Origin of the sequence: Pseudomonas retamae (assembly GCF_043496865.1) — a bacterium.
GTDB lineage: Bacteria > Pseudomonadota > Gammaproteobacteria > Pseudomonadales > Pseudomonadaceae > Aquipseudomonas > Aquipseudomonas retamae.
Map to the genome: position 1 here is coordinate 577,280 of NZ_JBIEIL010000001.1, position 26,946 is coordinate 604,225.

A 26,946-nucleotide genomic window follows, 5' to 3' on the forward strand; every position below is an offset into this window, starting at 1 on the left:
AACTGATTCGGGTGTTCTGCATGTTGTGGGGTGTCAGTCAGAAGCCCCTCACCCTAGCCCTCTCCCAGAGGGAGAGGGAACTGATTTGGGTGTTCTTGCACGTTGCGCCGACCTGAATTATCGAGTTGAACTCAGGCCCGAAAGCCAATACAAATCGGCCCCCTCTCCCTCCGGGAGAGGGTTGGGGTGAGGGTTGGCTTTTAGACGCGCTATCCATCTTCCTCGATATCCAGCAGCAAATTCTCCAGCGCTTCCTTATAAGCCCCCGGCTCCTGCCACATGCCGCGCTGCTGCGCTTCGAGCATGCGTTCAGTCATGTCTCGCAAGGCATGCGGATTGTGCTCGCGGACAAACTCCCGAGTCTGCGGATCAAGCAGATAGGCGTCGGCCAGCAGCGCATACTGATGATCGTCGATCAATTGCGTGGTCGCGTCGAAGGCGAACAGATTATCGACCGTCGCGGCCATCTCGAACGCGCCTTTATAGCCGTGGCGTTTGACCCCGTCGATCCATTTCGGATTTGCCGCACGTGAACGGATCACCCGGTTCAGCTCTTCTTTCAGGGTGCGAATTTTCGGCAAGTCGGGTTGGCTATGGTCGCCGTGATAACTGGCCGCAGCTTCGCCACGCAGGCTCTCCACAGCGGCGAGCATGCCGCCCTGAAATTGGTAGTAATCGTTGGAATCAAGCAGGTCGTGCTCGCGGTTGTCCTGATTCTGCAGCACCGCCTGCACCTGACTCAGACGCTGAACGAACTGTTCGCGGGCAGCGGTACCCTCGTCGGCGCCGCCATAGGCGTAAGCGCCCCAGTTCAGATACACCTCGGCAAGGTCTTCGCGGCTCTGCCACAGACGACCGTCGATAGCGCCCTGCACGCCAGCGCCGTAAGCACCCGGTTTGGCGCCGAAGATGCGCCAGCCGGCCTGGCGCCGCGCGGTGTCTTCGTCGACGCCGGACTGACGCAGCGCCTCGCGCTCGGCACGCACTTTGGCGGCCAGCGGATTGAGCTCGTCCGGCTCGTCCAGCGCTGCGACCGCTTGCACGGCGGCGTCGAACAAGCGAATCAGGTTCGCAAACGCATCGCGGAAAAAACCCGAGACGCGCAACGTCACATCGACACGCGGTCGGTCGAGCAGACTCAGCGGCAGAATCTCGAAATCATCGACGCGCTGACTGCCGGTGGCCCACACCGGGCGCACGCCCATCAATGCCATGGCCTGGGCAATGTCGTCACCGCCGGTGCGCATGGTCGCGGTGCCCCAGACCGACAGGCCGAGCTGGCGCAGGTGGTCGCCGTGATCCTGCAAATGCCGTTCGAGAATCAGCGTCGCCGACTGGAAACCGATACGCCACGCGGTGGTGGTCGGCAAATTTCGCACGTCCACCGAATAAAAATTGCGCCCGGTCGGCAACACGTCGAGACGCCCGCGACTGGGCGCACCGCTCGGACCGGCGGGAACGAAACGGCCGCTGAGGGCGTCGAGCAGACCGCGCATTTCTGCCGCGCCGCAGGCGTCCAGGCGTGGGGCGATGACCTCACGCAAATGCTCGATGATTGCCCCAACCTCAGCCCACCGCGGCCCCTGTAGGAGTGAGCCTGCTCGCGAAAGCGGCGTGTCATTCAACAATGATTTATCAGACCCGGCGCATTCGCGAGCAGGCTCGCTCCCACAGGGGTCAAGCAGTGTTTGGGAGATGAGGTGTGTGGCAAACAATTCCAGGCGTTCGCGGGTGTCGCCGGCGGTACGCCAGGCTTCATCGGTGACGATTTGCAGTTCGTTCGGACGCGGCCCTTCCCACGGTTCGGCCAGGGCACAATCCAGCGGATCGAAACCTAGTTCAAAGGCTTTTGCCAGCGCGCGCAACAGGCTCGACTGCGCGCCCTTCCCATCCCCGCGCGGAATCCGCAGCAAGGCCAGCAAGGTATCGATGCGCAAACGCCCGCTCGGCGATTCGCCGAAGATATGCAGGCCGTCGCGAATCTGCGATTCCTTCAAATCACACAGATACGTATCCAGACGCGGCAACCAGATCGCCGCATCGGCGTCACTGTCCAGCGCGGCGTCGAGTTGCAGCTCGCGGTCGATCTGCGTTTCGCGCACCAATTGCAGGATGTCGCGCTGCAATTCCCGGGCGCGGCGCGGGTCGAGCAACTGCGCTTCGTAATACTCATCGGCGAGCAGTTCGAGATTGCGCAGCGGACCGTAGGTTTCGGCGCGGGTCAGCGGCGGCATCAAATGGTCAATGATCACCGCTTGCGTGCGCCGTTTGGCCTGGGCGCCCTCGCCCGGGTCATTGACGATGAACGGGTAGATATTCGGCAACGGCCCGAGCAGCGCGTCCGGCCAGCAATGCTCCGAGAGGCCAACGCCTTTGCCCGGCAGCCATTCGAGGTTGCCGTGCTTGCCGACATGGATCACGCCGTGGGCGCCGTAGGTGTTGCGCAGCCAGAAATAGAACGCCAGATAAGCGTGCGGCGGGACCAGATCGGGGTCGTGATAGACCGCGCTCGGGTCGACCTGATAACCGCGTGCCGGCTGAATGCCGACGAAGGTCAGACCGAAACGCAGCCCGGCAATCATCATCCGTCCGTCACGGCACATCGGGTCATTGTGCGGGGCGCCCCAACGCGCGATCACGGCGGCGCGATTGGTTTCTGGCAGCGCGTCGAACATTGCCAGATAAGCATCCATCGCCAGGCTTTGCTGGCACGGGCGCAGGTCAATCGTGTCGAGGTCATTGCTGACACCGCCGAGCAATTGCTGGATCAACTCGGTGCCGCTGCCTGGCAACCCGGCCGAAACCGGATAGCCCTCGGCCTGCAACGCACGCAGAATATTTAGCGCCGCCGCTGGCGTGTCGAGGCCGACACCGTTGCCGATGCGCCCGTCGCGGGTCGGGTAGTTGGCGAGAATCAACGCAATGCGCTTTTCCCCATTCGGCACCCGCGCCAGCTCAGTCCAGCGCCGCGCCAGTTCGGCGACAAAATCCATGCGCTCGGGTTGCGCGCGATAGCACACCACATCGGACTGACTGCGCTCGCTGCGCCAGGCCAGATCCTTGAAGCTGATCGGCCGGCTGATGATGCGCCCATCAAGTTCCGGCAATGCGATGTGCATCGCCAGATCGCGCGGGCCAAGGCCTTGCTCGCTGTCGCGCCAGCCGGGCTCGTTGTCCTGGGCGCAGATCGCCTGAATCACCGGGATATTGCGGCGAAACGGTCGCAGGTGCGGCGCTTCGGGGCTGGACTGGGCAAAACCTGTGGTGTTGAGGATCACCCCCGCCTCGACTTCGTCCAGCCAGTCCTCGACCACCGTCAGGCAGCCGGGTTCTTTCAGACTGGCCACGGCGATGGGCAAAGGATTGAGCCCCGCAGCTTGCATGCGCTGGCAAAACACATCGATGAACCCAGTGTTGGCCGCTTGCAGGTGCGAGCGGTAAAACAGCAGCGCCGCGACCGGTTGCGCGGGCAGCCATTCGGCTTGCCAATCACTGAGCGTCGCGGTGGTTTTGTCCGGATGATAAATCGCTGTGCGCGGCAGGGTTTGCGGCTCGGCCCACGGGTAATCGCGGGCGAACCAGCGATTGGCCAGGCAACGGAAGAAATCCAGCGCATTGCCCAGGCCGCCCTGACGCAAGAACTGCCAGAGACGGTCACGATCCGCCGCGCTGACGGTGCTCAAGTCGCTGAGTTCCGGGTCAGGACGATCGTCGCCCGGCACCAGAATCACTTGCACGCCGCGCTCGGACAGTTCGACAAGGCGTTCGACGCCATAGCGCCAATAGGCAATCCCGCCGTGCAGCGAAATCAGAATCACCTTGGCGTGACGCAACACTTCATCGACGTACAGATCGACCGAGGCGTGATTCTGCACCTGCATCGGGTTGGCCAGACGCAGGCTCGGGTAGTCTTGCGGCAACTGCTGCGCCGCTTCGGCGAGCAGCGCCAGGCTGGAATCACCGCTGCACAGGATCACCAGCTCGGCGGGGGTTTGGCCAAGGTCGGCAATGTTGTCATCCGAGACGAAACCGCCGGGCTGGGTCCTGAGCAGGTGCATGGCTTAAACGCTGAGCGCGGCGCGCAGTTGCGCTTCGAGTTGTGTTGCGTCCAATTCCTGGCCGATCAACACCAGACGCGTCACACGCGCTTCGTCGGCGCCCCACTGACGGTCGAAATGCTTGTCGAAGCGCGTACCTACGCCCTGAATCAGCAGACGCATCGGCTTGTTCGGAATCGCGGCGAAACCCTTCACGCGCAGGATGCCGTGCTGCACCACCAGTTGCGTAAGGGCGTCGAGTAGCAGGCTTTCGTCGGCTTGCGGCAGTTCGATGGAGATCGAGTCGAAGGCGTCGTGATCGTGGTCATCGTGATCGTCATCACCGTCGTGATGATGGTCATGATGACTGTGCCGGCTGTCGATGTGCTCTTCGGAACCGGCGCCGAGGCCGATCAACACGTCCAGCGGCAGACGGCCGTTGCTGGCTTCAATGATTTTTACCGCAGGTGGGAGCTCTTCGGCGACTTCCAGACGTACACGCGCCAGATCTTCCGGGCTGGTCTGGTCGGCTTTATTGAGGATCACCAGATCGGCGCTGGCCAGTTGGTCGGCGAACAATTCGTGCAGCGGCGATTCGTGATCGAGGTTCGGATCGAGTTTACGCTGCGCATCAACCTGATCCGGGAATGCGGCGAAGGTGCCGGCGGCCACGGCCGGGCTGTCGACCACCGTGATCACCGCATCAACGGTGCAGGCGCTGCGGATTTCCGGCCACTGGAAGGCTTGCACCAACGGCTTGGGCAGGGCCAGGCCCGAAGTTTCGATAAGGATGTGATCGAGATCGCCGCGTCGTGCGACCAGTTCGCGCATCACTGGGAAGAACTCTTCCTGCACCGTGCAGCACAGGCAGCCGTTGGCCAGTTCGTAGACGCGGCCGCTGGCTTCTTCTTCGGTGCAGCCGATGGTGCATTGCTTGAGGATTTCGCCGTCGATGCCCAGCTCGCCGAACTCATTGACGATCACCGCGATACGCCGGCCCTGGGCGTTGTCGAGCATGTGCCGCAGCAAAGTGGTTTTGCCCGAACCGAGGAAACCGGTGACGATGGTGACAGGGAGTTTGGCCAGTGTTTTCATCGGTATGCCCTTTGGCAAGCGGCGGGCACACGGGACGAGAACCAGCCACGCGGATGCGCGCCGGAAGTATTCGCCACCGGATCACCCCGCCCGGTTGAAAGTGAGAATCTGTGACGAGGCAGGTCTCCTGGCTGACAGTGTTCAGGCGCCGAGCCTGGCGTTCGCTGCGCCTTCCCGCGGGCTCGTGGACCGAGCTGGCAGTGGCGTGGCAGCGAACATCACTGTTCACAGTTGCGGGGGCAGCCGCGGCTTTGACCGCGTTCCCTTCTTAGCTTCGACAGATGCCGAAGAACCTCGAAGGCGCAAGGCTACGCATGGCTTGGTGATGGGTCAATGCTTTGGTTTCCTGGATATTCGCTACCGCCCGGAAATTGACTCAAGCCCACCCACATGCTCTCCTGTACGCCTTGTTACGGGTGCCCCTCACGGGGTGAAACGGGAAACCGGTGAATCATGTGCTTTACTCAGAGCCATGTCAGTCCGGTGCTGCCCCCGCAACGGTAAGCGAGCGAAGCGTCAAAACCACTGTGCCAACCCGGCATGGGAAGGTGACGCTTGCAGGTCGGCCAGGCGCCAACCCCTCGTGAGCCCGGAGACCGGCCCGCAACACACAGTGCGCAATCGGCGTCACTGGACATAACAAACCCGCGGTGGGCGGGCGCTGTTCGTACTTCTGCGCGTCTGTCACGCAGGGTTCGCATGCGTTCGACCGCCCCTGACACTCCATAGGGAAGCGCCATGTCGATCATCAGCAGCACCGACAGCAACACGGACAAAATCGCCAGCACTACCACCCTCAGCCAACGCCTGATCGCCGCCGCCTTCGCCTCGATTCTCGGCGCGGGCCTGGTGTATTTCGCCGGTTTCTCGCATATCGAAGCGGTGCACAACGCTGCCCACGATACCCGTCACAGCGCTGCGTTTCCTTGCCACTGAGACCTTCCGACATGATCAAGCGAATCGCGCAAACCGCAGGTTTCAGCGGCCTGCTGGCCGCCCTGCTGCTCACACTGCTGCAAAGCTTCTGGGTCTCGCCGTTGATTCTTCACGCTGAAACCTATGAAAAATCCGAACCGGCCACTGAAGTCCACGAACACGCGGCCGGCACCGCGGCGCACAGCCACGATGGCGAAGCCTGGGAGCCGGAAAACGGCTGGCAGCGTGTCGTCTCGACCACCGGTGGCAATCTGGTGGTGGCGGTCGGTTTCGCCCTGATACTGGCGGGCCTGTACACCCTGCGTGCGCCGCGCTCCGCCGCGCAAGGCTTGCTCTGGGGGCTGGCCGGTTATGCCACGTTCGTGCTGGCGCCGACCCTGGGCCTGCCGCCGGAATTGCCGGGCACTGCGGCGGCAGATCTGGCGTCGCGGCAGACGTGGTGGATCGCCACCGCGGCCTCGACCGCCGTCGGCCTGTCGCTGATCGCCTTCAGCCGGCACTGGCTGATGAAGTTGCTGGGCGTGGCGATTCTCGCGGTGCCGCATGTGATCGGCGCGCCGCAACCACTGGTGCATTCAATGCTCGCGCCCGAAGCGCTGGAAACTCAATTCAAAATCGCTTCGCAATTGACCAACGTGGCGTTCTGGCTGGCCCTGGGCCTGATCAGCGCATGGTTGTTCCGCCGCAACCGCGACGGCCACTACCACGCATGAGCGCTGACCGCGCAGAGCCGCCGCTGGTGGTCGGCCTCGGCTGCCAGCGCGGCTGTCCGGTCAGCACGCTGCGTGCGTTACTCGACCAGGCCTTGCAGGCGCACGGCATTGAGCTGCGCTCGATCAAGGCCCTGGCCAGCATCGACTTGAAGCGCGACGAACCGGGCCTGCAAGAGTTGGCCGCGCAACTGGCACTGCCGTTGTTGTACTTCAGCAGTGACGAACTGGCCGGTTATCAATCCATGCTCAGCCACCAGTCGCAGATTGCTTACGAACGCACCGGTTGTTATGGCGTAGCGGAAAGCGCGGCGCTGGCGCTTGCCGAACAACTGCTGCAGGCACCGGTAAAGCTGCTGATCAGCCGACAAAAATACGCTCAAGCCACTCTGGCATTGGCCGGCGCCGCGTAAATCTCGATAATCCCCACCGTCCATCATGAACAATCTTCATCTGAAGAGTTGTTGCGCTTCTTCTTCAAGGATTCAACGATGACCGTTTATTTCATCGGCGCCGGCCCCGGCGACCCGGAATTGATCACCGTCAAAGGCCAACGCTTGATCCGCCAATGTCCGGTGATCATTTACGCAGGCTCGCTGGTGCCTGCAGCGGTGCTCGAAGGGCATCAGGCGCAAACCGTGGTCAACAGTGCCGAGTTGCACCTTGAGCAGATCATCGAGCTGATCAACACCGCGCATGCCAACGGCCAGGACGTCGCCCGGGTACATTCCGGCGATCCGAGCCTGTATGGCGCTATCGGTGAGCAGATCCGCTGTTTGCGAGAGCTGAATATTCCGTTCGAAATCATTCCGGGAGTTACCGCCACCGCAGCCTGTGCCGCGTTGCTCGGTGCCGAACTGACTTTGCCGGACGTATCCCAAAGCGTAATTCTGACCCGTTATGCCGATAAAACCGCGATGCCGGCCGGCGAAGAACTGGGCAATCTGGCCCAGCATGGCGCAACCATGGCGATTCACCTGGGGGTCAATCATCTGGAAAAGATCATTCTGCAATTGTTGCCGCATTACGGTGCGGATTGCCCGATTGCGGTGATTCATCGGGCAACGTGGCCCGATCAGGACTGGGTGGTGGGCACGCTGGCGGACATTGCCGAAAAGGTTGCAGCGAAAGGCTTTCGGCGTACGGCGCTGATTCTGGTCGGGCGGGTGCTGGGGAGTGAGGTGTTCAGTGAGTCGTCGTTGTATCGGGCGGGGCATGCGCATCTTTATCGCCCTTGATGGCCTCTTCGCGAGCAGGCTCGCTCCCACCTTGGGTGAAGCGGGGGCATAAAAAAACGGCGCTCACGGGGCGCCGTTTTTTCTGTTCGCAGCGAACGCCTTAGTAGTAGGCGTTTTCTTTCTGCGTGTGGTCGGTTACGTCGCGCACGCCCTTGAGCTCAGGGATGCGCTCGAGCAAGGTGCGCTCGATGCCTTCCTTCAGGGTTACGTCTGCCTGGCCGCAGCCTTGGCAACCGCCACCGAATTGCAACACGGCAATGCCGTCTTCAACCACATCGATCAGGCTGACCTGACCGCCGTGGCTGGCCAGCCCCGGGTTGATTTCGGTTTGCAGGTAATAATTGATGCGCTCGTTGACCGGGCTGTCGGCATTGACCATCGGTACTTTGGCGTTTGGCGCCTTGATGGTCAGCTGGCCGCCCATGCGGTCGGTGGCGTAATCGACCACGGCGTCGTCGAGAAACGCTTCGCTGAACGAATCGATATAAGCGGTGAAGCTTTTCAGCCCCAGCGCCGTATCTTCAGGTTTTTCTTCGCCCGGCTTGCAGTAGGCAATGCAAGTCTCGGCGTACTGGGTGCCAGGCTGGGTGATGAAGACGCGGATGCCGATGCCCGGGGTGTTCTGCTTGGACAGCAGATCAGCCAGGTAGTCGTGGGCGGCGTCGGTAATGGTAATAGCGGTCATGGAAACTCCTCGCAGGCTTGGGCGCAGTTTACGCCAATCGGCGCGCGGGACAAAGTCCCAGTATTTTTGTCGGAAAAAGCCGGGCGTATGCCCTCGCCCGCAAGCTGCCGACGGCGACGGCTGGGCGCTTGATCGTTGGTGCGCCGTTAACAAATGGAAACCGAAGCGCATTCGCACCCATATATATGTATACCTCAGCCGGTTTTCCGCCCCCCTATATTCAAGGCCTTCGACTATTTTTCCAGCCGCTACGGTTCAAAGGCCTTGAATGTCTACCTCGTTATCAAGCTTTTACAACAAGACGCCACCTCGCAGATTGCAGGATCTCAACCACCTGATCAGCTACCTGCATGGGCTCATCGACGACAACTTCAACACGGATGCCAGCGAACTCTATTACTACCCGCCCGCCGCCTCTGAATTGGGGCGCGAGTGTAAGGAAGCCTTTCGTGTCCTGAAAAAACTGGAGTCAGACGAAGATTTCATAACCCACCTTTCTACGCCAGCCACGAACGATCAATCGTTGCTGGGCACCGACTTCCTGTACGACTTTCTGTCCTTTCAGTTGAGTTCCACGAAGACACCAACACCTGACCCTGCGGAAGTTTTCCCGATCGCCGGTCACTCGGTAACGCTGAGAGATGTTCCTGTCTATTGGTCCATCGACGTTGATGTCTTGCTGGATATCTACCGCAAGGTCGGCAACGGGCTTAAAAGTGACGGTTCCGTGCGCTTCGACCTGGTGCTGGCGTATTACGCGCTGGTTCCCGGGCGTCCCGCCAAACATGCCGACTGGCAGCGCGTGCTGAACAACCTGATTGAGCATCGCGCGTTATGGTTGCTCGGGCATCACGGTCCCGTCAGCGACTTCGAACACTTGTTCAGCGCTGAAAGCGACGAAACGATCATGCGGGTTGTCCGCCAAATCGAAGCCGAAACATCACGCTGCCTGCTGGCAAATGTCGTACCGGTGAATCCCAATGGCAAATTTGAAACGTTGAGCCAAACCACGCCGGTAGCACTTCTGGAAACAGCCCTGCAGTCGGCCGATAACCTGCAACTGGCGCAACGTATTGCCAGGGAACTGAATTGGTACGCCGCAAAGAACAAGCAAGATGGCCCAGCCAACGTTTTGACGAAGCTGTTGTGGCGAGCGCTTTGGCTGAGTATCAAACCGGGCCCGCACGGTAACTATCAAAACGAATTGCAGATATTGATCGAGCCCGGTTGTAGTTATTCGTCCATACACAAATCATTGATCGAAGAATTTCAACGATCACTTCACGTCGAACGGCCCATTGCTTTGTTGGCGGTGGCTGTCATGCGAAGCAACGTAGCAAGCGAAGTATGGGTTCAGGATATTCCCGACGAACTGCCGTACGCCACGTCCAGTGCCTGGGTCAATTTGAAAAGTGGTTTTATTCTCGCCGAATCGATCGCGCCCGGCTCATCCCGACATATGACGTTCGAACAGTTGCTGAATCTACCGGCAGAGCACTTTCAGGCATTCGCCAGCGATATCGAGCAACAGCGGCTGGTTGCCGCCGCCAAAGTCCGTCCAACGGTGGAGTGGGCAGCGGCGATGGGGTTATTCGCTACACGTCAAACGGCTTACCCGACCAGTGAAATTGAGCTGGCGTTGAGCACGCTGGAAAAGCATGAGCAAGAAATGCTCGATGCCCTGAAAAACCTCGTGCTCAGTCCGCCGAGCCGCTTTCGCTACGCATCGGACGCAGCGTATGACCAGGCGTTTCATGCCTGGCTGGGCACGCCAAGAGCTGCCTACAAGTCCTTGATCAAGACATTGCTCGCCCAATACCTGCCCGCCTGTCGCGGTGATCTTGAACGCGACGAAGTGACCGTTTACTCGTTACGCCTGCCACTCAACGACACGCAGGTCGAACATGAGAACAAAGCCAACACCGACGCAGTGCGCGGCCGCTGCGGGTTCATTCTGCGCATGGTCAATCCGGTCTATCCGGCAACGGCCCGCTACATAGAAGTCTTCCCGCGTGCGGGGGTTGTGCGCCTGCGCGAAGACATCGATGCGCTGCCAGTCGGCGGCGAGATCAAGGTCGAGAAAGTCGGTTCCAGCAGCCGCACCAGCCGCGGCGCCTTCAGAAAAGGCACTGAGATGCCCTTTGATTGGGAAGCCTACCGCGACGGTTCGAAACCCAGAGCGCATCAGCACGCCACCTTGATCATGGAGCAGGTCGGCGAAAAATTCGCCGCAGTTGCCATTGAGCAACGCGCCCCCGATGTTGCGACTCGCACCCTGCCCTTCGCGGCAAATAACCTGACCTCAGCCCGCGCGGAAGAACTGGCAGCCATGATCGCCCGCGAACTGTTCTATAAAGATGAATCGGCCATGCTCGAGGACACCCGCAAAGCCACGCGCAGCACCGATATCGGCAGGGATTTCCTCGAAGACATCTCCTTCTGGGGAAAGATGTTCGTGCCTTTCTGGGGCGCCATTGACGATCTGGCGTCCGGCGACCCGCAACGTATCGAGCGCGGTGGGCTCGGCCTGTTTACCGACATCGTTTCGTTTGCCCTGCCCATCGGAAAATATCTCGCCGGCTGTACTCGCCTGGTCAGCCAGGCGGGCAGGATCGGCATGCGCCTCGCCCTGCCAAAATTCGCCATCCTGACGCGAACCCTGCTGATCTCGACGCTGCGCGAACTCAACCCGCTGGAAGCGGTGTCGGGATTGCTCAGGCTAGGTCGCTTTACTCTGCGCAAGCTCGGCGCGGCAGCTATGCGTCAGGCACGCCTGGGCATTGCGCAGTTGCGCGACGGCACGGTCAGCGCTCAGCATCTGATCGCAGTCGACCCGAACACCTGGACCCCGCGCCAGCTTGGTGATCGGCTGTGTACGGTCGAGGGAATTGCCAATATTGCGATGCGCAACGTTGGCAGCGTCGATGCGACGGACTATCGGCTCATTGATGCCCTGTCGAACCAGGCGTTCGGCCCGCGCTATCGCGAGCCCGTAACGGTCATGAGCAACAACAGTCCGTTATTGCGTCCCTACGCAGTTGAACCGCACTGGATTTCCGGCCTTGAAGCCGACTCGCGGGGCATTTTTTTCCGGCCCGAATACAATCAGAAGTTCATTTGCAACATCGATCAGCGCGGGACCGTCGCCGTTTACCAGATACGTGAAAACTCCTATGGATTCATTCAGGAGACCGCGCAAACCGGGGAAAACAGCTTTTCGGTGGTGCTGGTCAATCCGAAAAACAACCGTGACGTGTCGATCAATCTGTCGTCGGTGCAACCCGGTCACTGGTACACCCGGGAAATCCGGGTCAAAGGCGGTGCGCCTGATGATCCGAACGTCACAACGCCCTTGCACCTGCAAAAATGGAGCCGGTTCAGCGAGCAGATGCTCGACATCACCCTGAAAGCCTTTGCGAAAAAACATGGGCTGGATCCCGCCGCCTTCAGGCAATTCGTTCACACCCAAAGCCCGTTGAAACCGCTGGGACAGGCAATACTCGACCGGGTCGACACCGCTCGTACGATCATTACCTACGAACATCTGCGGGATTGGCGCACGATGCCCCCGGATACCCGTAAAACCCTCACTCGCGAAGGTTTCGCCGCCACGCACAATCTTGACCCGCAGGACTTCATCGCCCACGTCAACGCCGATGGCACCTTCAGAGCGCCGGGAAAAGTGTTGGAAAAGTATGCCAGCAACCAGGCTTTCAACCCTCTGACCGCCGCGCACATTGAGCAATGGCGCATGCGTTACACCGCAAGCGGATCTGCCGACACCATGAGTACGTTTCTCGATGACAACAATCTCGACCCCGTACTCTGGTCAACCTTCGTCAATGACAAAGGCCAATTGAGAAGTGCCGTCAACGAGTGCCTGCAGTTGTTGGCGGCTTCCGACCCAGAGGTCATGCACGCACGCAAATCCCTTCCTGCTGCAACTGCGAAAAGATCCCGCCCACCGGAACCGCCCGGCGACACAGGGCAGCCATCGCCGTCCACGACTGGCAATTCAAAGCGCCGCCGGTTGGAAAGTCCTGTTGCAGACGAAGTTTCCGTAGCGGATTCAACGCCCTCGCTCGGTCACCATATCAACAACAATGCCCCCATTCTCCAGGATCCAACGGACGTCAGAGTCAGCCTGACGCACAAACTCGAAGGCCCGATCGAAAAAATCACCATCACCGAAACCAACCGCTTTCTCGCCGATTTCCACGGCGCCCGACTCAAGGAAATGACCCGCAGAATTACCGAGGACATCCATGAATGGATCGCCGAGGAAGGCCGTCATCACGAACGGTTGACTGAACGATTCGAACTCAGGCGGCCGCTCGATGGCCCGGAACGGGGTTTGTCCGTGTTCGCCAAAGTCGATATCGAACCGTTCGATGTACTTGGCCCTTACACCGGCAAACTGCACCGCAGCGCAAAATCGGTGCGTGCCGAAATACTCGATAAATCCACGGAAAAGGTCAGATCGTTCCTGTACGCAACGGCGACGAAAAACGCCACCGTCAGCGGCCATGGCAACAGCAACCTGTTAAGCATGATCAACGCCGTCAACGTCCCCGGCCAGGCCAACATCGGCGTGGAGAACGTTGGCTCGATCTGCGTCGGCAAGTACATGGTGTTTTTGCTCGCTTGGGAAAAGATCCCGGCAGGCACCGAGCTGTTTCTCGATTACGGGCCTGAGTACTGGAAAGCCTTCAAGCCCGCTGGCGTAGGGTCAGCGCCCGACCCGACATGAGCGTTGCTCAGCGTTGACGTGGCTAACGACGCAGGCACATGCCTGCGTCATTGGGTGGTCACAGATTCTCGTAGCGATTCATGTCCAGCACGCCCTCTTCCACCGGGTCGGTTTCGTGCAGGTACTGGCTCAGATCATGGAAATAAAACCAGAACTGCGGGTGACTGCGACGGATGCCCCAGCGTTCGACGATTTTCTCGAAGCGATTGGCATCCCTGGCATTGTCCATGGCATCGACAAATGCAGGTACCTGCTCCGCCTGGACATTGAAGATGAAGTTCGGGTAACTGGTCAGCACACCCGGATAGATCGTCAACGTGTCCAGCCCCGGCTGGTAGCGCAGCGATTCACCGAGCAGGAACGCCACGTTGCTGTGTGCGCGGTTGCGCAGCAGGCTGTACACCTCACGTTTGCCACCCGCGGTTTCAATGCGCAGCAGGGTCGCTTCCGGCAGTTGATCGATGACCTTCATGCCGGCTGCCGGGCGTGAGGCCAGACGGCTCAAGGCCTGTTCGGCATCTTGCAGCGCCGGGTCGATGTTCGGCCGCGAGCAATAAGCACCATCGCAACGGTTGATCGGATCGGGCCGCGCATTGAGATCACCGTAACGCGCCAGCAATTGCATCGCGAAGTCGCGTTTCGGATCCTTTTCATCGAGTTTCAATGCCGTCGGCTTGTCGTCATCGATGGCTTCGTAATCGAGCCACATCTTGAACTGGCCGCCGTCCTGATACCAATCGTCGAGGTAGTCCTCACGGGAGTCGGCCGGCATCAGGCGCAGGAAGTTCTGCTCGGCGCCGTTGCGGATCAGGTCGAAATACAAACGCGTCTGCGCCTGATGGGAGACGTTGCCGAACACATCGAAGTTGACCGCCAACTGGTAATAGGTGCGCTCGAGCAGCGGATAGTCGAACAACCACATCGTCTGCGGTACATCGCCGATCAGGCCCTTGACCACCGCTGCGCTGTCGAAGTGGCGGAAGATACTCAACAGCGCGTTGTCGTTGCCGGCCCACAGGGTCGACCAGCTCGGCGCCGGAATCTCGGCGTAATTGTCGCGGCGCAGTGCCTCATATTCGTTACGTTTGTTTCGATAATCGCGCCACAGGCTCAGGACACTGCCGACGTCATCGTTCTGCCCCGGCATCGCCAGTAACGGCGTGGCCTGGCCGCGATAGCGCGGGTCGGTGATGTACAGGTCATGTTCCGGGGCCTGGAACAGCGCCCAGAAGTTGTCGCGAATCACGTCGGTCGCAATTTGCCCACGGCACACCGGGCCGCGAATAAACGTACGGACAAAGTATTCAGCATTATCGAGCATGAACTGGTAGCGCGCCTGCGCCGGAATCGCTTCGAAGGTGGCAAACGGGTTGGCGCGACTCTGCGGGCCATAACCGGGTAACGCATCGACCTGCCAGTTACCGCTGTAAAACAGGCTTTTGACCCGCGCCATCTTCGCCGCGCTCAGCGGATAGGTGATGTGGGTCTTATGCACGATCACCCCTTGCACCGGCCACAAGCGGTAATACACCTGTGTGCCCGGATCGTCGTTGGGCCGACGCGTGGCAATCAGATCGATCGGTTGACCGGTCGGCGTGCGCGAACGCACCCACTGGAAAAAATGCCCCGGCTCGCCATCCTTGAAATGGATGTGCGCCAGGTACCAGTGCTCGAACAGCCAGCGCGCGACCAGACTCTGCCGCGCCCCTGGGGCATTGAGCAGGTTTTCCCACTGGACGATCTGCAACGCCTCTTTGGCGCTCGGCGCCAGCCCCTGCTCATCGATCGGCGCGCCGGACGCCAGCCAGCGCTGCAACGTCTGATATTGCTGGTCGGTCAGCCCGGTGACCGCCAGCGGCATGCCTTCTTTGGGATGCGCCCCGGCGTAAGCGTCAAATTCAGCGGGCATCGCACACAGATTGCTGCGGTTGAGGCCCAGCACAATCTCTTGCGGCAGTTTGGCGTTCGGCGTCAGCGGGGTTTTGTGGCCAAGTTCGAGCATGCGCGTCATCAGCGCCGCTTGACTGCCCTGGGCGTCGAGCACCGAATAGAAATCCTTCTGCTGCCAGGCACGTTTGCCGAAGGCGTCGTAGAACAAACGAGTGGTGGGTGCCGCCTGGGTGCGTTCGCCGTCGTAGACCGGCATCTTGCTCGCGCCACGCGCCGCGCCTTCGCCGCTGCCCAGGTTCAACTGGCAGGCCGAGTCATAGCAGGCGTGGCAGGCGACGCATTTCTCGGTGAAGATCGGCTGGATATCGCGCGTGTAACTGATCGGGGACGAGGTCGCAGGCGTCTGCGCTGCAGCAACGCCGCTCAGGAACAGCAACATGAAACTGATGACGCGGTACGACATGCTGCTGATCCCGATTGTAAAAAAGGCTGCGATTCTACCGTTATGACGTCCGTACCAACATGAGCGATATTCATGAAAAAACCCGACATGCTCCAAAAGCGCACAGGTTTGTTATGATCCCGCTCCTTCGTAATGGTCTTTTCGAGTAGTCCACATGTCCGATCGCAGCGTCCGCCTTCAAGCTCTCAAGCAAGCCCTTAAAGAGCGCATCCTGATTCTCGACGGCGGGATGGGCACGATGATCCAGAGTTACAAGCTCGAAGAGCAGGATTATCGCGGCAAGCGCTTTGCCGACTGGCCGAGTGACGTCAAGGGCAACAACGACCTGCTGGTGATCACCCGTCCGGACGTAATTGGCGGCATCGAGAAAGCTTATCTCGACGCCGGTGCCGACATTCTCGAAACCAACACCTTCAACGCCACACGTATTTCCATGGCCGATTACGGCATGGAAGAGCTGGCCTACGAGTTAAACGTAGAAGGCGCACGCCTGGCCCGCAAGGTCGCCGACGCCAAGACGGCCGAAAACCCGGCCAAGCCGCGTTTCGTTGCCGGCGTACTCGGCCCGACCAGCCGCACCTGCTCGCTGTCGCCTGACGTCAACAACCCCGGCTACCGCAACGTCACCTTCGATGAGCTGGTGGAGAACTACACCGAAGCCACCAAAGGCCTGATCGAGGGCGGCGCCGACCTGATCCTGATCGAAACCATTTTCGACACCCTCAACGCCAAAGCGGCGATTTTCGCCGTGCAGGGCGTGTTCGAAGAACTGCACATCGAACTGCCGATCATGATCTCCGGGACCATCACCGATGCGTCCGGGCGGACCCTGTCGGGGCAGACCACCGAGGCGTTCTGGAACTCGGTGGCCCACGCCAAACCGATTTCCGTGGGCCTGAACTGCGCGCTCGGCGCCAGTGAACTGCGGCCGTATCTGGAAGAGCTGTCGAACAAGGCCAGCACCCATGTTTCCGCGCACCCGAACGCCGGCCTGCCGAACGAGTTCGGCGAATACGACGAGCTGCCGTCGCAAACCGCCAAAGTCATCGAAGAATTCGCCCAGAGCGGCTTCCTCAACATCGTCGGCGGTTGCTGCGGGACCACGCCGGGGCACATCGAAGCCATCGCCAAAGCCGTTGCCGGTTACGCGCCGCGGCAGATTCCGGACATTCCCAAGGCGTGCCGTCTCTCGGGTCTGGAACCGTTCACCATTGACCGCAGCTCGCTGTTCGTCAACGTTGGCGAACGTACCAACATTACCGGTTCGGCCAAATTCGCCCGTCTGATCCGTGAAGACAACTACACCGAAGCGCTGGAGGTCGCCCTGCAACAGGTCGAGGCCGGCGCGCAGGTGATCGACATCAATATGGACGAGGGCATGCTCGATTCGAAGAAGGCCATGGTGACCTTCCTCAATCTGATCGCCGGCGAGCCAGACATCTCGCGCGTGCCGATCATGATCGACTCGTCGAAGTGGGAAGTGATCGAAGCCGGCCTCAAATGCATTCAGGGCAAGGGCATCGTCAACTCGATCAGCATGAAAGAAGGCGTCGAGCAGTTCATCCACCACGCCAAACTGTGCAAGCGCTACGGCGCGGCGGTGGTGGTGATGGCCTTCGACGAGGCCGGTCAGGCCGACACCGAAGGGCGCAAGAAGGAAATCTGCAAACGCTCCTACGACATTCTGGTCAACGAAGTCGGCTTTCCGCCCGAAGACATCATCTTCGACCCGAACATCTTCGCCGTGGCCACCGGCATCGAAGAACACAACAACTACGCGGTCGACTTCATCAATGCCTGCGCCTACATCCGCGATGAACTGCCGTACGCCCTGAGCTCGGGCGGCGTATCCAACGTGTCGTTCTCGTTCCGTGGCAACAACCCGGTGCGCGAGGCGATCCACTCGGTGTTCCTGCTGTATGCGATCCGCGCAGGGCTGACCATGGGCATCGTCAACGCCGGCCAGCTGGAGATCTACGACCAGATCCCGCAAGAGCTGCGCGACGCCGTTGAAGACGTGATCCTCAACCGTACGCCGGACGGCACCGACGCCCTCCTCGCCATCGCCGACAAGTACAAGGGCGATGGCAGCGTCAAGGAAGCCGAGACCGAAGAGTGGCGCAACTGGGACGTCAACAAGCGTCTGGAGCATGCACTGGTCAAGGGCATCACCACGCACATCGTCGAAGACACCGAAGAATCGCGCCAGTCGTTTGCGCGGCCGATCGAAGTGATCGAAGGCCCGCTGATGTCCGGCATGAACATCGTCGGCGACCTGTTCGGCGCAGGCAAAATGTTCCTCCCGCAAGTGGTGAAATCCGCGCGGGTGATGAAGCAGGCCGTGGCGCACCTGATCCCGTTCATCGAGCTGGAAAAAGGCGACAAACCGGAAGCCAAGGGCAAGATCCTCATGGCTACGGTCAAGGGCGACGTGCATGACATCGGCAAGAACATCGTCGGCGTGGTGCTCGGTTGCAACGGCTACGACATCGTCGACCTCGGCGTAATGGTCCCGGCGGAAAAAATCCTCCAGGTTGCCAAGGAAGAAAAATGCGACATCATCGGCCTCTCCGGCCTGATCACGCCGTCGCTGGATGAAATGGTCCATGTGGCTCGGGAGATGCAGCGTCAGGACTTCCATCTGCCGCTGATGATCGGTGGCGCAACCACCTCCAAAGCGCATACCGCGGTGAAGATCGAGCCGAAGTACAGCAACGATGCCGTGGTTTACGTGACCGACGCCTCGCGCGCGGTGGGCGTGGCGACGCAGTTGCTGTCCAAGGAACTGAAGGCCGGTTTCGTCGAGAAAACCCGTCTGGAATACATCGATGTGCGTGAGCGCACCTCGAACCGCAGCGCCCGCACCGAGCGCCTGAGCTACGCCGCCGCCATCGCCAAGAAGCCGCAGTTCGACTGGGCCAATTACCAACCGGTGAAGCCGACTTTCACTGGCAGCAAAGTGCTCGACAACATCGATCTCAAGGTGCTGGCGGAATACATCGACTGGACACCGTTCTTCATTTCCTGGGACTTGGCCGGCAAGTTCCCGCGCATCCTCGAAGACGAAGTGGTCGGTGAAGCCGCCACCGCACTGTACAAGGACGCGCAGGAAATGCTCGCCAAGCTGATCGACGAGAAGCTGATCAGTGCCCGCGCGGTGTTCGGTTTCTGGCCGGCCAATCAGGTGCATGACGACGACATCGAGTTGTACGGCGATGACGGCCAGCCGCTGGCGAAACTGCATCACCTGCGCCAGCAGATCATCAAGACCGACGGCAAGCCGAATTTCTCGCTGGCCGACTTCGTCGCGCCCAAGGACAGCGAAGTGACCGACTACGTCGGCGGTTTCATCACCACCGCCGGTATCGGCGCCGAAGAAGTCGCCAAGGCTTATCAGGACGCAGGCGACGATTACAACTCGATCATGGTCAAGGCCCTGGCCGACCGTCTCGCCGAGGCGTGCGCCGAGTGGCTGCACCAGCAGGTGCGTAAAGAACACTGGGGTTACGCCAAGGATGAAACGCTCGACAACGAAGCATTGATCAAAGAGCAATATAGCGGTATCCGCCCTGCCCCCGGCTACCCGGCGTGCCCGGACCACACCGAGAAGGCTGCGCTGTTCGCCCTGCTCGATCCTGAAGCGGCCGAAATGCGCGCCGGACGCAGCGGCGTGTTCCTCACTGAACACTACGCGATGTTCCCGGCGGCGGCGGTCAGCGGTTGGTACTTCGCCCATCCGCAGGCGCAGTATTTCGCCGTGGGCAAGATCGACAAGGACCAGGTGCAGAGCTACACCGCGCGCAAGGGCCAGGACCTGAGCGTGACCGAACGCTGGCTGGCGCCGAACCTGGGTTACGACAACTGAAACCCGCCACGGACCCGGGAGTACTCGCTCTCGGGTCCGTCGCGCTCACTCACTGGCGCCTTGAAGGCCCCGGTTGTGGGGATGACGGCGCCGGTTGCGGGACGTCGACAACGACCTGCGCCAACATTTGCAATTCGCTGCGCGACAGTGCTTTCAGCCGAACGGCGCGGGCCAGCGCCAGCTCGATCTGCAGCCGGTTCATCGCCTCCAGATATTGCTCGTCGTACGCTCCCACAGCGTCGGCGTCCTCGATTTGCTCATGCCGTAACGCGGCGTCGCGCTCCAGTTCGTCGAAAGCAGCGGGGTAGCGTTCCTTTAAGTAATCCGCCCAGTAGTCGCGTGAAATCAGGTCATCGATGAACAGGCTCGACGCCTCGTCTGCCAGTACCGCCGCCCTGGCATCCTGCAAGCGCTGCCCGGTAATCGGCGTGCCGTACAGCATGTGCTCCGGCTGACCGGGCAGCTCGAGCCCGTCTGGCCAGCCGCGAGTCAAGCCGATGCGGTAGCGCAGACGGATTTCTGCTCGATCCAGCCCGACCCCGGCGGCTTCCGCCAGCCTGTCGACCCGTTCGAGGCGAAACAAGCGTCGCGTCATATCGAGCAAGGCGCGTCCGCGCAGGTCCAGGCGATCGCGCGGTAGATCGCGCAACGCGGTGTATTGATAAGCGCGGGTTTCCAGTTCACTGAAGGTCAGGATCCGCCCGTCGCTGCAGGTTCCGTGCACCTCGGCGTTGTGGAACATCAACTCGCGCAGCTCGGTGTTATCGCTGGCCGCTTGCATGACACGCCACAAGCGCTGGGTCAGCTCGGCCCGGGCGAAGCGGAAATCGCCGGTGTGCCGCAAAAACGATATCAACTGAAAGAAAGGCTCGTGATTCGGCTCTTGCGCCAAGTGCGTCCAGAGTGCTCTGCGGGTAGCAGCCAAGGCCGGTGAATCGGCGAGCCAGGGACTCAGTGCGGCTGGAGAAATCGCGTAGGCCGAATCAGAAATCTCTTCGACCGGTTCTACTTGTGCATGCGGATCGCTGGCCTCCCCCTCTTCAGCGACACCGTTGCTGTCATGGTCAATATCGGAAACGCCGCTTTCGTCAACCCCGAACACTTGCGCATCGATCATCGCGTCGATGTCCTCGCGCGCAATGCCGAGCACCTCTGGCAAATGGTTGACCCGGCCGTAAAACCTCAGTCGCTGCAGCGCGTCGAGCGACAGTTCGGTGTTCTCGGACACATCGGTGCCCGCCATGAGCCGGGCATGATGACCATCGAAGAGGGCCTCGGGAATATCGGTGATGTCGTTACCACTGAGGTTCAGCGTGCGCAGGTTCGGCGCATCAAGGACTGCGTCGGGCCAATCGGCCAGTTCGTTGAAGCGCAGATCCAGGGTTTCGATGGCGCCGAGCCGTGGCGGGTTGAAGGCCTGGAGATCGTTATAGCTCAAATCAAGCCAACGCAATCGGGCGCCGCCGAGCAGCGGATAGACGCTCGCAGCGCTGAACAGGCCGCAATACTGCATGTCCAGTCGCTCCAGTTGCTGGAAGTGCATAACCGCATCCGGAACGGTCAGCAATTCGTTGCCGCTGATGATCAGTCGCCTGAGGTTGGCAAAGCCCTGCAGAAAGCCGTTGGCACCGGGGCCGGTCATGCCGAGGCCGCTCGCATCAAGCACCCTGACTGCGGGAAGCGGCTGCACCAGGCTCGGCAGATCGCCGGTTTGCAGCCCTCCCAGATTCAGCGTCAGCCCTTCTTCACCTGGGTTTTGACTGAGGCCTGTCAGCCAGGCCTCGCGAATGCGCAGCGCGGCACGGGAACGGCTCTGCGCCGACGCCCGTCGCTCGCCCGCAGGCGCTCCGCGGGTGTAGAGCCAGTCGTTCAACTGGCGGGTCAATGCTTCACAATGCTGGAGCCACTGGCCGATCTGCGCATCGATCTGCTCATCGCTCAGCCCCGATTCACGCAGGGTCTGCACCACCCGCGCGGCACGTTCTTGCGACATGCCGGGATGCAAGTCCCGCAACCGTGTCAGCCTCCCGGCCTCGCCCGGGGCAACGGCAGAGCGTTCCGGGAGCGCCAGCAGCAATTCAGTCAACGTCCAGGCCGATTGCCTCGGCAGACTGTCGGCAGGCACTGGCTCTGCGGCAAACCGTGCCAACGTGCCTTCGGCCAGGCCGTTGACCCGTTCGATACGCTGCATTGCGCTGTTCAATGCTGTCTGACCTTCAGGGCTGAAGGCGTTACCGCTCAGATTGACCTTCATCAGCGCATGGGGATCAGCCAGCGCTTGTGCCGGTAGCGACGCGATTGAATTATCACGCAGATCGAGCCAGTACAAGCGCTCGAGGCTTTCAGCACCCGCCGGCCAGGCGCGCAAACCGGTCGCTCGCAGATTCAGTGCCTGGAGCTGGCGCATGGCGCTGACGTCCAGTTGGCCTAGTGGATTACCTTGCAGATTGAGCCTGCCGAGCCGTTGCAGGCCATTGAACTGCGCCTGGACCGCTGCAGTGACTACGATGCGATTACCCGACAGATCCGCTTGTCTCAATGCCGGCAGATCAGCGGCAACCCATGGTAACTCGGTGAACGTGCCACCATTCATGACCAGCGTTTCGCTCGCGCTGAATCCTCTGACAAAGGCCCGCGCCTGCTCGACGGTCACGTCCAGTTGCCCCAGCCGCAACGTGCGCACATGAGGAAAGCTGCCGGCGGGCAACCCCGGCAGTTCGATGACGTTTTGCGTGCGCGTCTGTTCAATCAGGCCGATGCTCGGCTCAGGCAGCTCAAATGTAGCAATGTCAGCGGGCACGCCGTAATGCTGGCGCAGGGCGGCATTCCAGCTCTGCTTGAGGGCGCGTAGAATCCCGGCGTTACGCCCCGTTGCCCACTGCCATCGTGGTGCGACAACGCGCATCCTTTCGGGACTGGTCGGTTCATGAAACTGCGCAAAAATCGCATCGTGTTCAGCCCTGAGCCGGGCGATCGCCGCCATCCTCGCCTCGGGCGTTACCCACGCGGCATCGAAGCTTGCCGGCAAGGGGTCGCGCAGATCCGGCAAGGTCGCCATGAAATCCAGTTCTGCCCGGCAGTACTGACTGACCATCTGATTCAGATCAACCAGATGGCCAAGTTCGCCAGAGTAGTTGCGCACGTACTGGTAAGCGCGCATGAACTGCGCCGGGGTCAGCGCCGCCCAGTCCAGCGACAGTCCGGCCCATAACCGCTCCTGTGCGTTGTACAGCGAATCAGGCAATGCGCGAATCGCGGTGTGGCTCAGATCCAGGCGTTGCAGTTGCGCCAGCCGTTCGGTGTAGGCCGGCCATTCCCATAGCGCGTAAGGCGCGTCGATGCGCAAGTTGCGCAGGCGATGCAAAGCGCTCAGGTCCAGGGCATGCAGGCTGCGGGCGTCGAAACCGGCATAGTCGATGTGCAGCGTTTCCAGCGAGGTGAGCGCACCGAGGCTGGCGGGAAAATCTGACGCCAGCACTGAGGCGTGAGTGGAAAAACGCAGGCTGACAAGCCGGGGCATCTGGCCGACCGCCGACGGCACCGCGGTGAGCGGCCGAGGTCTGCTCGCCAGATAGTTGATACCGCGTTGAAGATTGCCGATCGCCAGATGGGTCACCTCGGGGAAACGCCCGAGAAAGGCATCGGCATTGGTATCGGTCATCCCGTCTCCGGTCACCGACAGTTCACGCACATGGGCAAACGAACCGGTCAACTCCGGCAACGGCTCATCGCAGACCAACAACAAGCGTGCCGCTTCAGCATCCTGTCCGGCCAGTGGCGCATTGCGCCAGGCCTCGCGCAGCGCCAGGGCTACCTGAGACCGGCCGTGAGTAGCCTGGCTGCCACTCGGCCCCGCCTGCCATTGTTCAAGCGCAGCGTTCAGTTCGTTCCATTCGCGTCGGCGTGCCTCCAGCACTGAATAGATCTGCCGGTCGTTCAGGTCACGCTGCTGGCTGAGAAATGCCTCTGCCTGTCGCGGCCCCGGGTAAAGCTCCATGAGCCGCACCACCAATGAAGGACGCAAACCAGTGCCGCGCCCGCTGGCGTAATAGCCGCTCAACGTTGCGTTGATCCGGGTCGGTGCTTTGAAGTTGCTGGCCCGTGGCGCCAGTAACTGCGCGGCAGCGACGCGGTGTTCGCGGGCAGATTCAATGACCTTGCGTTGCAACTCGTGGCTTCGTGTACCATCGGTCAATCCGAGCGCGGCCGCCTCGTCATCATGCAGAACACGCATGATCGCGCGGTAAAAGCTGTCGGCCTCGCGGCTGGCACTGCCGAGTGGTTCGCGCCTGGCATCGAAAGCCTGGTAGAACGGCCCGTCCTTGATCAGGTATTGCCTGTTGGGTGCAGTGGCTTCACCGAGGCTGTCGAGCAGCGTGCCGGTCGGGCTGCCCTCGCGAATTTCCAGGCGCAACGTCTTTGGCCAGCCCGGCAACTTTGCCAAGGCGTGCAGTGCGAGCCGGCGGCTGTCCGCCGAGGCGAGGTTGTCGCTGTGCAGACCGGCAAATGCGCGCGTCTGCCGGCCCCGAAAGACATGCCAGCGCGCCTCTTCGAGCATTTTCAGCGGTGCTCGCCCCGTACTTTGCAGGCGTGCCAGCTCTGCCGCCGTGGCGTGATCCAGCACATCCTGCGCGGCGGCCTCGCTCAGCCCCGGCGTCGCCCGCTGCAACATACGCAGATGCGGATTCACCGGCTCGGTGCCGCGATAAAGCTCATCAACCATTGAGGCCTGGTGAGTGGCGAGATGATCCGCCAGTTGTCGGCTGAAAGCCTCGGCCCGGCCGGGACGGAACTGCGCGGTGTCCCTGCCGAGCAGATAGTTGATCTCGTTTTCTTCCAGTGCCGCGAGGATTCGCGCTGGCAGCTCGCCGTTCAATATCTGCGCGCGCGTGAGCTGGATTGGCGCTTTATCACTGACGCCGGGCACGAGTTTTTCGGCGCCATAGCGGATCGATGGCCCCGCCAGCTCAGTCCCCGAGAAAATCTCCAATACCCGATCGTCTGGCCAGCGGGGCATGTCCGTCACCCGTGGTAATGCTTGCAGATAACGCTGATCGACAGGCGTTTCACCGCGCAGCTGCTCGACCATTTGCCTGATCTGGGCATCGGCTTTGAACAAGCGCATGGCGTCGCGCAGTTCCGGCGGCGCTGGCGCATGATCCATGTGCATCTTGCGCAGGGTGCTTTCGCTGACGCCACTGACATCGGCCAATGCCAGCAAGCTCTCATCGGAAAACCCGTCGGTGACATGGCCCATGCGCCGCAACAGCTCCAGGCGATTCCAGCGCATGGGTTGTTCCAGCGTGTGTCGCCAGGCGCCCCGGCCATTGTGTTGCACTACAGGTTGGTAAGCATTGGATTCGCCGGGATGCTTGATCCGCCATTGCGAAGCCGACCGATCAACCACCAGCTCGTAGACCTTGTCCCCCTGACGGATATAATTTTTGCCGTTGAGCCGGTACTGTCCCGCCTCATCCGGGCCGCTCGCGTCTTTCAAGGAAATGTCCTGCTCATAGCCGCTGAGGTCGGGTTTCCACAGACGTGTCTCACCGTTGGGCAAGGTCACCGGGTGCATATCCTCGATCACCGGTTCCGGCGCGACTGCAGTGAGCTTGCTGAACAACGCGCCCCCGGCGCTCATCGCCGCGATCAACGCGAGGTTTTCTGCGACGTCCACCAAGTGCGCTTTGGCGGCGTGCTTGTCACCCTCACTCCACTCGACTGCGCCTTCGAAGGTTTCGTAGAGCAACTGCCCGGCCATCACCACCATCATGATCTCGCCCAGTACCGGCACGAACATCGACACCAGGTTGAGCGCCAGCAGCCCGACCTGCAGCAGCGCCGCGAGCCTGGCATCGCGTGCCTTGACGTCGACATCTTTTGACGGCACCGCATGACTGCGGGCATCGGCCAGTACCTTGTCGCGATGCAGCTCGTAGAGCCGGTCCCACAGATCACTGTTTTGCGCCCAGGGATCATGCTCATCGAGCGGCATGATCGTGACGCCGATGTACGGATCGGGCTCCGGCTCCATCCATGGGTGTTCGGGCGGCAACTCCCTGAGCGTGATCAGAGGAGAAAGCGGGCTTATGGCTTCCGGAACCCTGCGCAGGAGCGAGGTCGAGACATTGAGCGGGGTATCAGCAGATTCGCGTACGAACTGGCTGAAAAAGTACGCGCGCTGGTCGTAAGGCAGAAACTGGCTGAAGAAGCGCTGGTAGGACGTCGGTGCGGGATTCTGCGCTGATTGTGCATCGGGGGTAGTCAACAGGCGTTTGAACATATCGTTCATTTGCGTCCCCGTGTAGCGCTTCAGGGGATGCTCAGGATCATGGGGCACATAAACAATCGCCGCTTCAGCGGCATGTCGCCTTCTTCCGATAACGAAGACGACACAGCCAACCAGCCTGATCTTCATCAGGCCCAGGTCATGAAACCAGACGTGTCTGTCGCCCATTCGAGGGTGTTGCTCACCCTCGATCACCGAGACAATCATCGCGTGATCCGCGGGCCGGATATCGCCTGCCAGCAACGCTTGCTCGGCCGCCGCGCGCAAGGCGGATTTCTGGCAGGCGACAAATTGCTCGCGCAAGGCTTTTTCCCGGTATGGGTTTGTAGTATGGAAAAACGCCTTGAGATGCGCCTGGTACTGCGCACCAATGTCGAGCTTGCGGCACAAGCGCAAGAAATCGGTAACCGTCAGGTTGACCTTCGCTGGTGCGTACGTGCCGGGGGAAGTCTGGTGCCCAAAACCCGAGCTTTTGTGAAAGGCGCCGGGCATGCATTCACGCAGTTCGAAATTGTGCAATGCGGCTTGCAGCATCGTCAGGCTCAGGACTTCGAAAGAGCCGATCTCGACATTGAAGAGACCCAAGGCAAGAGGTCGCTTGAGACTCAGCACGGTCTTGTCGACGTCGACATTGACCTTGTAGTGCCTTTTCAGCGCGCGGGTCAGTATCGGTCGCGCAAACGCATCAATGTCCTTGAGCGACGACATCGTTTGGTCGAGCGCGGACTGCGCGGCGAGGCTGGCCCTGAAACTGTCGTCCAGCGTCTGGCGTTGCGGTGCCGACGCTTGCGTGTACCAGGCCGGCATCCGCGTGCCGGCATTTTTGATCTCGGTTTTTCTTTGCGCGCTGGCGTCGATCAGCCATTGCGGCAGCGCACTTTCGAGGTACCCGGCGTGAAGGCTGTCCGTGGCCACGGGTCTGGCCGGCGCGTTGTGATCTGGTCGGGGGCTGGAATGGGCGGGCATACGTCGCTCCTGTGAATGGAGC

At 60.9% G+C, this 26,946-nt stretch carries 11 protein-coding genes and 2 riboswitches; of the genes, 6 read left to right on the top strand and 5 right to left on the bottom strand.

Annotation, left to right across the window (positions count from 1 at the left end):
- Positions 1–209: 209 nt before the first annotated feature.
- Complete coding sequence (cobN, locus tag ACGSLL_RS02410; RefSeq protein ID WP_394502784.1) at positions 210–4,058, bottom strand: cobaltochelatase subunit CobN; 3,849 nt, start codon at positions 4,056–4,058, stop codon at positions 210–212.
- A 3-nt stretch (positions 4,059–4,061) separates the two neighbouring features.
- Positions 4,062–5,132, bottom strand: coding sequence for a cobalamin biosynthesis protein CobW (gene cobW, locus ACGSLL_RS02415; RefSeq protein ID WP_394502786.1), 1,071 nt, complete (start codon positions 5,130–5,132; stop codon positions 4,062–4,064).
- 100 nt (positions 5,133–5,232) lie between these two features.
- A riboswitch (cobalamin riboswitch) is annotated at positions 5,233–5,444 on the bottom strand.
- A gap of 85 nt (positions 5,445–5,529) precedes the next feature.
- Positions 5,530–5,751: riboswitch (cobalamin riboswitch) on the top strand.
- 119 nt (positions 5,752–5,870) lie between these two features.
- On the opposite strand from cobW, the gene ACGSLL_RS02420 reads away from it, so the two are divergent.
- The 4 genes from ACGSLL_RS02420 (at position 5,871) to cobM (ending at position 8,016) form a co-directional block, all read left to right on the top strand.
- The gene (locus ACGSLL_RS02420; RefSeq protein ID WP_394502788.1) at positions 5,871–6,068 is read left to right on the top strand and encodes a CbtB domain-containing protein; all 198 of its coding nucleotides are present in this window, start codon (positions 5,871–5,873) and stop codon (positions 6,066–6,068) included.
- Between the two features lie 11 nt (positions 6,069–6,079).
- Entirely contained in the window at positions 6,080–6,781 is a 702-nt protein-coding gene (locus tag ACGSLL_RS02425) for a CbtA family protein (protein WP_394502790.1), read from the top strand.
- The gene (locus ACGSLL_RS02430) at positions 6,778–7,191 is read left to right on the top strand and encodes a cobalamin biosynthesis protein (protein WP_394502792.1); all 414 of its coding nucleotides are present in this window, start codon (positions 6,778–6,780) and stop codon (positions 7,189–7,191) included. Before ACGSLL_RS02425 ends, ACGSLL_RS02430 begins: the two co-directional genes overlap by 4 nt.
- A gap of 78 nt (positions 7,192–7,269) precedes the next feature.
- Positions 7,270–8,016, top strand: a complete 747-nt coding sequence (gene cobM, locus ACGSLL_RS02435; RefSeq protein WP_394502794.1) for a precorrin-4 C(11)-methyltransferase — start codon at positions 7,270–7,272, stop codon at positions 8,014–8,016.
- A gap of 100 nt (positions 8,017–8,116) precedes the next feature.
- On the opposite strand, the gene nfuA is transcribed toward cobM, so the two are convergent.
- Entirely contained in the window at positions 8,117–8,701 is a 585-nt protein-coding gene (nfuA, locus tag ACGSLL_RS02440) for a Fe-S biogenesis protein NfuA (protein ID WP_003225494.1), read from the bottom strand.
- 268 nt (positions 8,702–8,969) lie between these two features.
- On the opposite strand from nfuA, the gene ACGSLL_RS02445 reads away from it, so the two are divergent.
- A complete protein-coding gene (locus ACGSLL_RS02445) occupies positions 8,970–13,451 on the top strand; it encodes an SET domain-containing protein (protein ID WP_394502797.1) in 4,482 nt (1,493 codons plus the stop codon).
- 58 nt (positions 13,452–13,509) lie between these two features.
- Here ACGSLL_RS02445 and ACGSLL_RS02450 read toward each other — a convergent pair whose 3' ends face one another.
- Positions 13,510–15,804: a fatty acid cis/trans isomerase gene (locus tag ACGSLL_RS02450; RefSeq protein ID WP_394502799.1), complete on the bottom strand. Its 2,295-nt coding sequence runs from the start codon at positions 15,802–15,804 to the stop codon at positions 13,510–13,512.
- A 154-nt stretch (positions 15,805–15,958) separates the two neighbouring features.
- On the opposite strand from ACGSLL_RS02450, the gene metH reads away from it, so the two are divergent.
- Positions 15,959–19,669 (top strand): methionine synthase, encoded by a 3,711-nt coding sequence (gene metH / locus ACGSLL_RS02455; RefSeq protein ID WP_394502801.1) that lies wholly within the window; start codon positions 15,959–15,961, stop codon positions 19,667–19,669.
- Between the two features lie 49 nt (positions 19,670–19,718).
- On the opposite strand, the gene ACGSLL_RS02460 is transcribed toward metH, so the two are convergent.
- Positions 19,719–26,924: an NEL-type E3 ubiquitin ligase domain-containing protein gene (locus ACGSLL_RS02460; protein WP_394502803.1), complete on the bottom strand. Its 7,206-nt coding sequence runs from the start codon at positions 26,922–26,924 to the stop codon at positions 19,719–19,721.
- Between the last annotated feature and the right edge of the window lie 22 nt (positions 26,925–26,946).

Coding starts and splice junctions, on each gene's coding strand:
- cobW (WP_394502786.1), bottom strand. CDS start 5,132: ATGAAAACACTGGCCAAACTCCCTGTCACCATCGTCACCGGTTTCCTC.
- ACGSLL_RS02450 (WP_394502799.1), bottom strand. CDS start 15,804: ATGTCGTACCGCGTCATCAGTTTCATGTTGCTGTTCCTGAGCGGCGTT.
- cobM (WP_394502794.1), top strand. CDS start 7,270: ATGACCGTTTATTTCATCGGCGCCGGCCCCGGCGACCCGGAATTGATC.
- ACGSLL_RS02420 (WP_394502788.1), top strand. CDS start 5,871: ATGTCGATCATCAGCAGCACCGACAGCAACACGGACAAAATCGCCAGC.
- ACGSLL_RS02430 (WP_394502792.1), top strand. CDS start 6,778: ATGAGCGCTGACCGCGCAGAGCCGCCGCTGGTGGTCGGCCTCGGCTGC.
- cobN (WP_394502784.1), bottom strand. CDS start 4,058: ATGCACCTGCTCAGGACCCAGCCCGGCGGTTTCGTCTCGGATGACAAC.
- ACGSLL_RS02445 (WP_394502797.1), top strand. CDS start 8,970: ATGTCTACCTCGTTATCAAGCTTTTACAACAAGACGCCACCTCGCAGA.
- ACGSLL_RS02425 (WP_394502790.1), top strand. CDS start 6,080: ATGATCAAGCGAATCGCGCAAACCGCAGGTTTCAGCGGCCTGCTGGCC.
- ACGSLL_RS02460 (WP_394502803.1), bottom strand. CDS start 26,924: ATGCCCGCCCATTCCAGCCCCCGACCAGATCACAACGCGCCGGCCAGA.
- nfuA (WP_003225494.1), bottom strand. CDS start 8,701: ATGACCGCTATTACCATTACCGACGCCGCCCACGACTACCTGGCTGAT.
- metH (WP_394502801.1), top strand. CDS start 15,959: ATGTCCGATCGCAGCGTCCGCCTTCAAGCTCTCAAGCAAGCCCTTAAA.